The following is a 12,624-nucleotide window of genomic DNA, read 5'->3' as shown; positions in this document are numbered from 1 at the left end:
TGAGTATTATGAATATAGAGAGTAAATGGTTAGAAGATTTTTTGGCCTTATCTAATACAAAAAGCTTTTCGCAGGCCGCAAGGCTTAGGCATATAACGCAACCTGCTTTTAGTCGACGAATTAAAGCATTAGAAGAAGCCGTAGGTGCAGAGCTAATAGATAGAGAGAACTTACCAATTACACTTACCTCAAGCGGTAAAATATTTCATATAACAGCGCGTAATCTAATAAACCAAATGAATAACTCAGTGAGTATGTTAGAAGAACTCTCCTCTGAAGAAATTCACTCAGTAAAGGTTGCTGCAGCGCACTCATTAGCTACGTTTTTAGCGCTAAAGCTGTCGAACTTTCATAGTAAAAGTGATCGCAAAGTAGTCCTCAATATAGAAGCCATTGATGTTGATAAAGCCACAGCTACGCTCGAACAGGGCGCATGTGACCTACTTATTGCTTTTGATAACGAACGATTAAAGTTACCTCCGTTTAGTCATCAAAAAATAGGCAGTGCAGAGTTATTGCCAGTGAGTGCCTGCAATGCAAACGGTAAGGCAATATACAATTTAGAAAGTGATGGGTTTGTACCTCACTTAGCTTACAGTTTAGATTCTTATATGGGTAGGCAGTTAGAGCCGATAATATCGGGCTCTAAACTTAAAAAAGTATTTGTATCGTCGATGACAGAGCTTTTAAAAATACAGGCTTTAGAGGGTAATGGCATTGCTTGGTTACCAAACTATGTCATTACTAAAGAGCTAAAAGAGAAAAGTTTAGTTGTGGTTGGCCAAAAGCATCATTGCGTACCTATTACATATTATGCGTATCGGTACCATGCAGCGCTTCACCCTGGCGGCGAGAGCGTCTGGAATAAATTAAAAGAGCTAAATGTATAACGCAAAAAATTACTGTAAACCCCCATTACAGTAAAATGGGCATTATTAATTTAACGCGCTCACAGTAATATGAATCTGTATTTTAATTATATTCCTATTTTATTATGGATTTTTACTTCTATAATAATTGGGTGTTTTGTCCCTTTTTTAATTTGCTTAGATAGTGACGAATTATCCATATCATGCAGTGCTGCGGCTTTGGCAAATGAGCCTTGTTGCACTACATCTACAAATAACGTTAATTGATTACTTATCGATATATCACTGTCCTAAATCCCAGTAAGGTGTATCGCCATAATAGCCACTTGCAAAATCAACAAACGCACGTACTTTACTGGGTAAAAACTGTCTGTTTGCATACACCATGTAAAGCCCCATTGGCTCGGGTTCGTAGTCATTTAAAATGCGCACTACTTTACCTTGAGCCAGTGCTTCCCCTGCTATAAATGTTGGCTGCATAGCAATACCACCACCCGCAATGGCTGTATTTAGTAGCAAATCACCATTGTTAGCCACAAAGTTACTTTCAAGCTTTAGCTCGCTTTTTAACTCATTAACCCCAAATAATCGCTTTGTGGGTTCGCTGTGGGAATAGCGTAAATAATTATGTGACTGTAAATCTAGCAGTGTTTGTGGCGTGCCATGGCGTTCTAAATAGTCGGGTGATGCAAACACCGCTAGGTGTATAGGTGCAATTTTTTTAGCTATCAACGTTGAGTTTTTTAATACACCAATGCGCAGAGCAATATCAATACCCTGCTCTACTATATCTACATATTGGTCGGTGAGCCGTAAATCTAACTTTAAATTTGGATACTGATTTTGAAAATCAACCAACAAACCTGCTAAATGCTTAGTACCAAACGACATAGGTGCACTAATACTAAGCACACCCGAGACATTCTCGCTTAAGTTATTTAGTGAGTTTTCCATGTCTTCAATATCAATAATCACTTGCTGACAACGCTGATAATATTGATTTCCAGCCTCTGTAACACTTACTTTTCGCGTTGTACGGTGTAATAAACGCGTGCGTAGATTATCTTCCAGCGCAGAAATATATTTGCTGACTAACTGCGGGGAAATATCGAGCTTATCGGCCGCTTTTGAAAATGATCCTTCTTGCACAACGGCTAAAAAGGTCTTCATGGTGGTGAGCTTATCCATATTTAACAATACTTTGTTGATAATGTATAAATAAGTATCATATTTATCGTCAAATTAGAAACTTATATAGTGTTTATAACACGTCTATTTGTTTAAGGTTTTAGTATGACTCAACTTGCTTTATTTATATCTCACGGCTCGCCAATGATGGCTGTACAGCAATCGGCTACGTCAGATTTTTTTGCATCATTAGGTCAAACGCTTAGTAAACCACGAGCTATTGTGGTGTTTTCTGCCCACTTTGATGAAGCGCACGATATAGTTATTACATCGGGAGATGCGCCGCATACTATTCACGACTTTTATAACTTCCCCAAGCCCCTGTATGAAATTCAATACCCAGCACTAGGAGACCCTAAGCTTGCTAATACTATTAGTGAGTACTTTTACAAAGCGGGTATTAAAACGGTGCAAAATGCAGATCAAGGGTGGGATCATGGTGTGTGGATCCCGCTGCGCTTAATGTACCCAGCAGCTAATATTCCCATTGTTCAGGTGTCTATTAACACGCGTTTGGGCGCTCAGGCTATGTATAAATACGGGCAGTTACTTGCACCACTGCGCTACGATAACGTATTAATTATTGGCTCCGGCGGGATTAGTCACAATCTACGTGAAATATTTAAAAACCCTGCTACACCTAATCGTGTTCAAATGGTTAATGAGTTTACTCATTGGGTTGAGCAAAAATTAATAGCGCAAAACACCCAAGCGTTACTTAACTATTTAAATGAAGCACCCAATGCTTTATTTAATCACCCTACCCAGGAGCACTTTTTACCTCTTTTTGCAGCGCTTGGAAGTAGTGACGGTAAAGCCAAAAAAATCCATGAAGATATAGAAATGGATATTTTAGCGCTTGATGCATACAAGTTTTATTAATTTTCATCAGTACGATGCAAGTACTTAGTGGTTTATTTAATCAAAGTGTAATGGGGGTTTACGAAGAAGTGTTGGGCTAAGCGTTGAAATGCCCAACATTAATTTATAAAATAGGCCTTAACGCAGCTTTTTAATGTAACTAGATGTGGCGCTATTTTTATGTGCTTCACCATAAATAGTAGCTGACGGGTAGTATTCTGCGTCTAATTGTATGGTGGAGGCAACATTATCACCAAAATAATCGGCAATAAAAGCAAGGCACATATCCATACCTGCTGAAACACCCGCACAAGACCAAATATTGCCATCTTTTACATAGCGTTCTTCAACTACGGTTATAGTGTTATCTTTTTTAAGGTGATCTAAAAAAGCCCAGTGGGTGGTTACTTTTTTATGCTTAAATAGCCCCGCTTTTTGCATTAAATACATACCAGTGCAAATAGATAAAACACTGTGGCAGTTTTCAGCTGTTTTTTTAAGATAATTAATAACGTCAAGGTCTTCCATTGCTATACGTGCACCACTACCGCCAGGTACAAATAATACATCGGGCTGCACTGGGTCAGTAAAATGATAATCGGCACTAAAACGCATGCCGTGCTCACCTGAGGGAGTCATAGAATTTAGCGATATTAATTTGGGTTTTTCACATAATCCCTTTTCTGCCAGCAGGCCTATTAGTTCCCAAGAACCAACTAAATCCAGCTCTTCAACTTTGTCGTAAATTAAAAAATATATTTTCATACTATGTTACTTAGTTCTTTAATTTTTATAGCATTATTACTTAAATAAATTTTATTTTTTTGGGCACATTTCTCTTCCTGTTGGATCTGTGTTTAAAACGCTTTCATAAAGTCCACTTAATTCTTTAACTGGCCTACCTTCAGCATCGGTTATAAATAAGCCCCAACTTACATATTCGTTATCTTCAACCGTTTCTGGGTCATCCATGAGGTAAGTAATGTTAAATATCATTTCTGCCCCAATGCATCGAGCGAACTCTGTAATAGCATTTTTACTAACACCTGCATCAATCATTTCTTTGATGGAATGCATCATCCCACTGTATGGGCCATTATCAGTTGGATCATAATTTTTTAAGATATGCTGAATCCAATCGTCGTTGTCTGGAACGACATTACTCCAAGCACCCTTTAAAAATAAAAACCTAGCCAGCTGAGGGATATCTTCCTCTATTTCGCTCTCAGCCCACTGTTCAGGGTTAGAAGCACCAAACTTCCTAAAGGTTTCGGTTAACTCTTGTTTGTTCATTATGGGTACTCTGAATGGTTGTTAGATGTGGTTTTAAACAATCTACTTTTACTTAAGTTGTGATTCCACATAAGTTTAAAATTTCTGTCGTTGTAGATACAAATGCTCAACTAATTTTTACCACGGCTTTAGGAGCTTTGTATCTAGTCTCTGATTTATTTGGCTATACAATAGGGGAGCTAGGTAAGTAGTACCTATCTTCGATAGTCGCCATCTGAGTATTTGTAGAGTAATTTACTTTTATAACCAGTTCCTGTGAGAAGGCCTTTTAGAAAGTTATCCAAATATATATTGTCAGATTCTGTACATGATTCTGGGTTTGTCTTTGAAAAAAATAGAGTCCACGCACAATCTTGCTGCCCAGCGAACCTATAAATCCCTCTGAGATCTTTATTAGGCAATATATCAAAATACCACCTAGGAGACTCTTTTATAAATTGCCCATACGTATACTCGAGTTGCGGATCGCTCGATGGATCATCAATATTTTTTATCCCACCTTTATCCTTCCATTTGTATAATGTTCTGTAGCCCTTTTCAGCCAAATAAGCATTAATGTTTTTAACTAAATTTTTTTCATCACTACGGTCGCATATTAAACCATACTCAACAGCATCCATTTGAGATTCCTTGTGTTTTAAATGTTGGCATTTGTATTTATAGAAAAGCTAGTTGCTTCAACTTATTGAAGGTCAGCATTTTCGTAACTATCTTATAGTTATAATTTTGGAGTACCAAGCGTTTGTTAAACTTTAAACCCCCTAATTCGTGCTTATTAATTTTTCTAATAACTCTGATGATTGTATTGTGACTTTTATTTCCACCACTAAATTCACAACAACTGCGAATTTTAGATTCGAAAAAGTACTAGTTTTTAGCTCTTTGATTAAGTTAGACCAACCTTCACTCGTTTTCCCCTTTCCCAAAATTAATTATGGGCTGCTATTAAAGTAATCACCGACAAAGATAAAACTCTTTCTATTATTATGATTTTAAAGATCTAACTTTTAAAACAGATAAGTTTTATTAATTTGAGCGTTCGTTCAAATTAAGTTAAGCTGTAAGCAAGTACTCTAAAACCAACTTAATTTATTTTATTGCGGAGCAAACATGGCAACTACACTTGCATTTGACGTATACGGGACGCTAATAAACACTCACGGCGTACTGTCCTTACTCGACGACATGATTGGCGATAACGCCCAAGCATTTTCAAATACATGGCGCGAAAAGCAATTAGAGTATTCATTTAGACGTGGATTAATGCAAAATTATATTCCTTTCTCGCTATGTACAAAACACGCACTCGATTACGCCTGCTTAGCGCACAAAACCGAGCTAAGTGAAGATCAAAAGGGGCAACTGCTAGAGCTTTATAAAACGCTTCCTGCGTTCGATGATGTAAAAGCAGGCCTTGAGCAATTAAAAGCGAAGGATTACCGTTTGTTTGCATTTTCAAACGGCGCTGCCGACGCAGTTCATACCTTATTAGAAACCGCTGGCATTAGTGAGCTTTTTGAAGGGGTAGTAAGTGCCGACGACGTTAAAACCTTTAAACCAAACCCAGGGGTTTATAGCCACTTTTTACGCGAAACTAATTCAACAGGCGCAAACACGTGGCTTGTATCAAGTAATCCGTTTGATGTAACCGGTGCTATATCGCACGGTATGCGCGCGGCGTGGATTCAACGATCTAAAGACTCAATCTTCGATCCGTGGGAAATACAGCCAAATACAATTGCAACCGACTTACTTGATTTAAAAGCAAAATTAGAAAGCGTTAATTAATTTTCTATTCCCCCTTTTGCTTATGGTATTAAGTGCCGTGGGTGTAAAGGGGGGTTACGTTTTAACTATTTACTCCCGCCTTTATTAGCTCAATTACTGTATTCATACGCTTTGCCATTGGCCTATTTCGGTGATGGCATACATAAATATTTTCGCTGATAGGATTAGCTAAATGGTGCGTTTTAATAAGCGCAGGTTTATTAAATGCGCTAACGGCATGCGCAGGTAAAACCGTAAAACCCAGTCCTAAACTTACTGGTTCGAGTATTAAACTTATTTGGTTAGAAAACCCCGTGCGCTTAAATTGATCAACATGCTCAAACTCGCTGTAGTTTTCGCTAAGTAATAGCTGGGCGTGGTGTTTTGCATCGGGGTGGCCAATAAAGCCAAGCTCACATAAAACCTCCCATGTTGGGTTTTTAATATGTGCGGGGGTTACTAATAATAAAGCTTCTTGACCAATTTTGTGGCTGGTAACTTCGCTAAGCGTGGGGGCTTGGGTTAAAAAGCCTATGTCGGCACTGTGGTTTGCTACAGCTTGCTCTACACTGGTATTAGGTGCAAAGCGATAATCAATATTAAGCTCGGTATGCTCAGCCTGTAATGCTAATAACTGGTTGTAAAATTGTAGCCCACAACTACCAGGCGATTGTATTTTTACCAAGCCGCTGTAAGGCGAATCATCTTTTAATTGTTGTTCTAAAAATTGCCATTCTTTTAATAACAAACTGCCTTGCTGATACAAATTTTGCCCATGTACGGTAAGGGTAAATTGTTTGCCGTGACGCTCTAATAGCGCGCAGTTTACTTGTTGCTCAAGCTTTTTAATATGCTGGCTTACGCCAGATTGGGTCATAAAAAGGCGTTCGGCGGTTTGGGTAAAGTGATTTACCTCAACCAACGTACAAAACGTGTTTAACCATGCAGGGTTTATCATTACAAAACATACTCAAAATGATGATTAATGATAATTTTACTTAATATTGTTCAATTCGTAAACTAACTCCATCAACTAGCCACAAGATAAAGAGGAAGCATTATGAGTCATACATATCCACGTAGTTTTTCGCACATTGGTATTTCGGTTCCCGACGTTGAAAAAGCAGTCGAGTTTTACACTAAGGTTATGGGTTGGTACACAATAATGGAACCGACTTTAATTACCGAAGACAAAAGCCCAATTGGCGAAATGTGTACAGAAGTATTTGGCGAAAAGTGGGAAAAATTCAAAATAGCGCACCTATCTACAGGGGATCGTATTGGTGTCGAAATTTTCGAATTTAAAAACCAAGAAAACCCAAAAGACAATTTTGAATACTGGAAAACAGGTATCTTTCATTTTTGTGTTCAAGACCCTGATGTAGAAGGTTTAGCCGAGCGTATTGTAGAAGCTGGCGGTAAAAAACGTATGGAAGCCCCTCGTTATTACTACCCGGGTGAAAAGCCGTACCGCATGATCTACATGGAAGACCCGTTTGGTAACATCCTTGAGATTTACAGCCACAGCTACGAGCTTATATATAGCGCAGGCGCTTACTAAACGTACCTAGTTTAAAGCACTTAGCTAAAATCAAAGGCCGCAGTATTTATTACTGCGGCCTTTTTGTTTTAGATAGGCGTGTAGATCATTATTTAAGCTAATTTAAGGGGGTATAAAAATCAATCTCTTCATTTGTTTGATTATAGGTACATACACTGATAGCTTACTAATTACACAAAGTTGTACTGAAGGAAAAATATGAAGCTGTCATTGGAAGATATCACCGCCGATAACTACGAAGCCATATGCGATTTAGAGGTTGCTAAAACACAAGAAGAATACCTAGCGTGTAATATGTGGTCGTTAGTTGAGGCGCACTACAATAGCGGGTGTACCTGTAAAGCTATTTACCTAAATGGTGTACCAGTAGGCTTTTTTATGTGGGTACAAGAAACCCCTACAAAGGTTTCTATTTGGCGCTTTATGGTGGATCAAACTCATCAAAATAAAGGCATTGGGCGCAAAGCCCTCAATATGGCTATTGAAGAGATTAAAACAACTTCTAAGCTTGAACAAATCGAGATTTGTTACAACCCGCTAAACCCTGTTGCTAAAGATTTTTATTCAAGTTTTGGGTTTGAAGAAGTTGGCCTCGATGAGGATGACGACGATATGTTAGCGGTTATTAAAATTAGTAGTTAACTCATCATAAGTAGGTCGCTGATTTTAAAGAATAATAGTTGTAAAATTAAATCTGACAGCCGTGTATGTGCCATTTGCGGACTGTCGTAACCTTAGACTCTTGTTAGGTGAAAATTAATCACCATGTCTCCAGACTGGGAATGCGTATGCTAGACCTTGCTCTTCATGCATATCTAGAAGAGGGTCCAATGCAATAGTATCTATTTCTGGAGGGACGTCGATAGTCATCAATGAAAATTGATTAAGAGTCTCTATTTTACAACCAAGCCTCTTTAGCATATCGACAAAAAAACTGATATCTACATCATCGTTATTCATTACCCAAATGACTGAGTGCCCTGATTCTTCAATAACATCAAATTCAAATATATGGTCGTTAACTTTATCGGGTGTAGCAGAAAAAATATCCCCGAATGCTAAGTTTGGAATAAAGAAAGGCGAATTAACTAATTTGTAATTTCCATTTATCCGCTCACACCAGACACCTTCGCCAAGTCCGCGTGCTTTGACTTGTTAGTCTTCATTCCACTCCCTTACTTTACCTATGAAAGTTGGAATGTTTATATTTAATGACTCTAATTCACCAGTTTCATGATCGAAAAAGTGCACAACTTCAAAATTTTCCTCTGGCTTAGCTATGAATAGATTTCCAGAACCATCTTGTGCGAAGTTAAGATATTTTTCAGTTCCAGGCCAGGGCCTTTGATACCGTTCTTCATTTAGCGGCTCCCAATTAGCAATGCATATGTAAAGCAAGTCATTGCCTTCATCATCATCTTCTTCGTCGACGATGATATTTTCTAGCTCAAATACTTCGCCTGACGAATACAATTCTTTTAGGCATGAAGGAACGGGGTTCCCCAGATATGACTCAATATAATCAAAGTCAAAGTTCTTAATCTTCTCATCCAGATTTTTGGATAGTGTCATATTTTCCCCTTGAGACTAACAGCTTATTGAACACCATTTTGGTGGTTTATAACACACCAAAACGGCGTATATTACATACCCCGATAATTTCACCAATAATTGCCTTTGTAAACAAGTAATTAAAATAGCGAGATATTAAGCATGTTATTTTTCCCCAAAGCGGCGTTTAATAATGTTATCGGGAAAAATTAGGAACCTACTCATCAAAACAAGAATAACTTTAACTTTTTCAGTGTCCGGTTATCGCTCATACCCGAATTCTTTTGTAGCGGGCTAAGCTTAAAACTCCATAAACACCGGAGTACAACTAATGCACCAGTTAACAATATATCAGCCTAAAGAGCCTTGGAATAAAAATAAGCTTGTAGGACAAAAGTTACCTCTGAAATTACAGCAAATATGGGCTATCCGAATACGACTAGAACTTTTTCATAAAATAAGAGATCTAGCACTATTTAACCTAGCCATAGATAGCAAACTAAGAGGGTGTGATTTAGTTTCACTAAAAGTTAACGACATCGCACATGGTAAAACAATTCAATCAAGGGCAATAGTCGTTCAAAAAAAGACTGGTATGCCCGTCCAATTTGAAATTACTGGGAATACAAGGAAATCAATTGTGGCGCTCATAGAGCAATTTACTCTCAACTCTTATGATTACTTGTTTAAGTCACGAATTCATTCCTCAGAACACCTTTCAACCCGTCAATATGGACGTATAGTTGATTCTTGGGTCACTTCAATTGGGTTAGATAAGACTCAATATGGCACTCATTCTATGAGACGTACTAAACCATCACTAATTTACAAAAAAACTAAAAATTTAAGAGCCTGTCAGCTTCTACTTGGCCATAGAAAACTAGAAAGCACTGTCAGGTACTTGGGAATAGAAGTTGATGATGCGTTAGAAGTATCAGAACAGATCGATGCTTAAGTTTGAACCAATGCCAGACCTGAAGTAAGCGTCTGGCATTGGTTTCTAAAAAAATGTTAATCCACGCTACTTTGTTCTAAGAAAATCATAATGAAGCTGTATCAATATTGATTTGATAAGGCTTACTGACAAATTCAGCCATTTTTATACACTCCTTAACTGCAAACCCTCGTCCTTTGTAGTTTGCGAAAGCAATATGAGTATTATCAGTTAACACTGCATATAATCTATAGTCATGTGTGTAGCCTTTTCTAGGTATAGCTTTAAAACCTTTAATATCTGATAATTTATAAACACGTTTAAAAATAGTATATAAACTACTCGACTTTAATTCCAAGGTTTGTTTTGCGAGATCAAAACGACATACATAGCCACCAAACGAACCACTCCACCCTAGCCAGCATATAAACCCAGATACCCATATCGGTAATGATTTTGCTTCATCAGAATTAAACACATTAATTAGCCCGATAAATAAAAAGAAACTACACAACAAAACTAGCAATAATCTAGTTAACCTCGGTTGTCGATAAATAGCTAGCTCACTAGATAGTTCTTTAAAATACATTACAGCACTCCGTATTTAACTAAGCCGGCAATGGCTGTAAAAACAAAAAATGGCAGGGATAGTTTTATTAGCGATTTGCGATTCCATATTTCAATGAAAACAAGATCTTCACTATTAAAATCTTCATCTTCCAGGTGAGAGTTTGAATTAGCTTTTTTAGTATCATGAGTAACTTGAGGTGAGTTATATAATTCACTTTGAGCAAACCTTATCGGTGTTTTATTAGGCCAATCCGATATGGTTTCAACTGCAGTAGTATTATATTTCGTATATAAAAACGAAATGAACATCTTAGCATCTGTATACTGTTTAAATTCATATAACTGATCAACAAACTTAATTTGATAAGGGCCTTGCGCGCCTATACTACTTAATTCAAATGATAGTGTATCAAACGGTACAACAATTTTACTTCTTTGAAAGTAACCCCATAATGCGGTTTTTAAATTAAGCTGTTTTTCTGTCCCGTTAAACTCTAAGCGGCTCTTTCGACCAAAAAGCAATATTGATATACTTAAAAAGAAGCTTGCAGAAATAGCGAAGAAAATACTTTCCCCTCCTTCGCTTGTTACTGTCATCACAATGCTAGTAATTCCAGGAATAAGCATAATAAACGCAAAAATTTTGCTTGTCATTTCGCGTCTTGAGGGCATTGTTGTATTACCACTTTGATCTGTTTTGAGAACTTTTTTTACAAGCTTGGATAGATTGTTATATTCCATTACTTCAACCTTAAAAATTAATTATTACCTTATTTACATTAACAAAAAGTAGCTAAGTAAACCTTATCTCACGATACTTATATCGCTCCTTATACAGAAGCAAAATTACTATTTACAATACAACAGTTAATTCAAGTCAGGAAATCTTAAATGCATTTGATATAAAAAGATGACCGTCTGCTTCTCGCTCATAACTGCCTATCAATTGCACTCTACAATGTCTTATTTGATCTTCTTTGCTTATTTATTTTTTACTGTTTTTGGCTGGCTTAATAGGTATTACAATTATATGATATTGATAATTATTTGCATTAAAAGGTTTTGAAAGGTGTGTATGAAAAAGTCTATGTTAACTCTGGCGTTAGTTACGGGTTTGAGTGGTTGTAGCACAACAACTGTGCCGCCTGATAAAAGCTCATCGCTTTATTACGCTGCGCTTTATAATGCACAAGCAAAGCCTGTTAGCTCTGTATTATTAGAGCCCAAGCTATTAAATGCCGATGTGGTTTTAGTAGGTGAATGGCATACGCACCCGGGTGTGCATTTATTTCAGGCTGAGTTATTTGAGCAATTAAGCAAAAGTAATAAACGCACTGCCCTGTCGCTTGAACAATTTAGCCGCGCCGATCAGCTTACTTTAAACCAGTATGTTAAAGGTGAAATTGGTGAGCAATACTTAATTGATAACACCCAAGCGTGGCCTAACTACAAAAGTGATTACCGTGCGCTGGTAGAGCTGGCTAAAGCGAACAATAGCGATGTAATAGCTGCAAATGCTCCTAAAAATATTGTTACGTGTATTGGCAGGCAAGGCATAAGTTACCTAAATGAACTTGATGAAACACAGCAGAGCTATATTGCAGCCGCTATTGATACCTCCCCCAGTGATTATAGACAACGTTTTATGACCTCAATGCATCACGGCTCGCCAAGTCAAAATGAAAACTATTATGCTGCGCAAGTTACCTGGGATGAAACCATGGGGGAGTCTATCGTTAACTATTTAAATAATCATAAAGATGCGCAAGTAATGCATATAGCGGGCGATTTTCATGTAAAAAATGGCGAAGGTATAGCGCGCGTTATTAAGCGTTTAGCGCCAGAGCTAAATGTTGTTTGGATATCGCCGGTAACAAGTGTGCAAGCTAATCAAACAGGGTATCAGTTGCAGGTTAATCCTTTGCCACCCCGTTATGTACAAAAAGAACATCAACAAGCGGCTTTTAAAGCTTTAGCCAAACGAGGGGAGCAAACGCATTGCCAATAATAAAATAGGGTGTATTACACAG

At 37.6% G+C, this 12,624-nt stretch carries 16 protein-coding genes and 1 pseudogene; 7 read left to right on the top strand and 10 right to left on the bottom strand.

Features of this window, described 5'->3' with window-relative positions:
• Window positions 1–8 precede the first annotated feature (8 nt).
• On the top strand, window positions 9–890 hold the full coding sequence (locus tag H5118_RS06810; RefSeq protein WP_182748275.1) for a LysR family transcriptional regulator: 882 nt from the start codon (window positions 9–11) through the stop codon (window positions 888–890).
• A gap of 86 nt (window positions 891–976) precedes the next feature.
• On the opposite strand, the gene H5118_RS20595 is transcribed toward H5118_RS06810, so the two are convergent.
• Together H5118_RS20595 and H5118_RS06800 are read right to left on the bottom strand one after the other, a co-directional pair.
• Window positions 977–1,144 carry a LysR family transcriptional regulator gene (locus H5118_RS20595; RefSeq protein WP_310736093.1) on the bottom strand — a complete coding sequence of 56 codons (168 nt, stop codon included), beginning with the start codon at window positions 1,142–1,144 and terminating at the stop codon, window positions 977–979.
• Between the two features lie 7 nt (window positions 1,145–1,151).
• Window positions 1,152–2,057, bottom strand: coding sequence for a LysR family transcriptional regulator (locus H5118_RS06800; RefSeq protein WP_182748274.1), 906 nt, complete (start codon window positions 2,055–2,057; stop codon window positions 1,152–1,154).
• Between the two features lie 105 nt (window positions 2,058–2,162).
• Here H5118_RS06800 and H5118_RS06795 point away from each other — a divergent pair, with 105 nt between their 5' ends.
• Complete coding sequence (locus H5118_RS06795; protein ID WP_182748272.1) at window positions 2,163–2,939, top strand: class III extradiol ring-cleavage dioxygenase; 777 nt, start codon at window positions 2,163–2,165, stop codon at window positions 2,937–2,939.
• Between the two features lie 117 nt (window positions 2,940–3,056).
• On the opposite strand, the gene H5118_RS06790 is transcribed toward H5118_RS06795, so the two are convergent.
• From H5118_RS06790 to H5118_RS06780, 3 genes are all read right to left on the bottom strand, one after another.
• Window positions 3,057–3,683 (bottom strand): DJ-1/PfpI family protein, encoded by a 627-nt coding sequence (locus H5118_RS06790; RefSeq protein WP_182721308.1) that lies wholly within the window; start codon window positions 3,681–3,683, stop codon window positions 3,057–3,059.
• Window positions 3,684–3,734: 51 nt separating this feature from the next.
• On the bottom strand, window positions 3,735–4,211 hold the full coding sequence (locus H5118_RS06785; protein ID WP_182721307.1) for a hypothetical protein: 477 nt from the start codon (window positions 4,209–4,211) through the stop codon (window positions 3,735–3,737).
• Between the two features lie 194 nt (window positions 4,212–4,405).
• On the bottom strand, window positions 4,406–4,831 hold the full coding sequence (locus tag H5118_RS06780; RefSeq protein WP_182748270.1) for a hypothetical protein: 426 nt from the start codon (window positions 4,829–4,831) through the stop codon (window positions 4,406–4,408).
• A 490-nt stretch (window positions 4,832–5,321) separates the two neighbouring features.
• On the opposite strand from H5118_RS06780, the gene H5118_RS06775 reads away from it, so the two are divergent.
• Entirely contained in the window at window positions 5,322–5,999 is a 678-nt protein-coding gene (locus H5118_RS06775; protein WP_024591580.1) for a haloacid dehalogenase type II, read from the top strand.
• A 61-nt stretch (window positions 6,000–6,060) separates the two neighbouring features.
• Here H5118_RS06775 and H5118_RS06770 read toward each other — a convergent pair whose 3' ends face one another.
• Window positions 6,061–6,936, bottom strand: a complete 876-nt coding sequence (locus tag H5118_RS06770; RefSeq protein WP_182748268.1) for a LysR family transcriptional regulator — start codon at window positions 6,934–6,936, stop codon at window positions 6,061–6,063.
• Between the two features lie 102 nt (window positions 6,937–7,038).
• Here H5118_RS06770 and H5118_RS06765 point away from each other — a divergent pair, with 102 nt between their 5' ends.
• Together H5118_RS06765 and H5118_RS06760 are read left to right on the top strand one after the other, a co-directional pair.
• The gene (locus tag H5118_RS06765) at window positions 7,039–7,539 is read left to right on the top strand and encodes a lactoylglutathione lyase family protein (protein WP_002959229.1); all 501 of its coding nucleotides are present in this window, start codon (window positions 7,039–7,041) and stop codon (window positions 7,537–7,539) included.
• A gap of 198 nt (window positions 7,540–7,737) precedes the next feature.
• Window positions 7,738–8,181, top strand: a complete 444-nt coding sequence (locus H5118_RS06760) for a GNAT family N-acetyltransferase (RefSeq protein ID WP_182748266.1) — start codon at window positions 7,738–7,740, stop codon at window positions 8,179–8,181.
• 114 nt (window positions 8,182–8,295) lie between these two features.
• Here the strand turns inward: H5118_RS06760 and H5118_RS20905 are convergent.
• Window positions 8,296–8,658 (bottom strand): annotated as a pseudogene (locus H5118_RS20905) (DUF4265 domain-containing protein); the annotation flags it as partial.
• Between the two features lie 36 nt (window positions 8,659–8,694).
• The gene (locus tag H5118_RS06750; RefSeq protein ID WP_182748264.1) at window positions 8,695–9,111 is read right to left on the bottom strand and encodes an SMI1/KNR4 family protein; all 417 of its coding nucleotides are present in this window, start codon (window positions 9,109–9,111) and stop codon (window positions 8,695–8,697) included.
• 310 nt (window positions 9,112–9,421) lie between these two features.
• Here H5118_RS06750 and H5118_RS06745 point away from each other — a divergent pair, with 310 nt between their 5' ends.
• Window positions 9,422–10,045: a tyrosine-type recombinase/integrase gene (locus H5118_RS06745; RefSeq protein ID WP_010388419.1), complete on the top strand. Its 624-nt coding sequence runs from the start codon at window positions 9,422–9,424 to the stop codon at window positions 10,043–10,045.
• Between the two features lie 85 nt (window positions 10,046–10,130).
• On the opposite strand, the gene H5118_RS06740 is transcribed toward H5118_RS06745, so the two are convergent.
• The gene (locus H5118_RS06740) at window positions 10,131–10,613 is read right to left on the bottom strand and encodes a hypothetical protein (RefSeq protein WP_182748262.1); all 483 of its coding nucleotides are present in this window, start codon (window positions 10,611–10,613) and stop codon (window positions 10,131–10,133) included.
• Window positions 10,613–11,335, bottom strand: coding sequence for a hypothetical protein (locus H5118_RS06735; RefSeq protein ID WP_182748260.1), 723 nt, complete (start codon window positions 11,333–11,335; stop codon window positions 10,613–10,615). Before H5118_RS06735 ends, H5118_RS06740 begins: the two co-directional genes overlap by 1 nt.
• Window positions 11,336–11,669: 334 nt before the next feature.
• Between H5118_RS06735 and H5118_RS06730 the strand changes: the two genes are divergently transcribed.
• Window positions 11,670–12,602, top strand: a complete 933-nt coding sequence (locus H5118_RS06730; RefSeq protein ID WP_182748259.1) for a ChaN family lipoprotein — start codon at window positions 11,670–11,672, stop codon at window positions 12,600–12,602.
• Window positions 12,603–12,624: the final 22 nt, after the last annotated feature.

This window comes from Pseudoalteromonas sp. SR41-1 (genome assembly GCF_014164015.1).
Classification (GTDB): domain Bacteria; phylum Pseudomonadota; class Gammaproteobacteria; order Enterobacterales; family Alteromonadaceae; genus Pseudoalteromonas; species Pseudoalteromonas distincta.
This window is presented reverse-complemented; position numbering and strand designations above follow the sequence as displayed.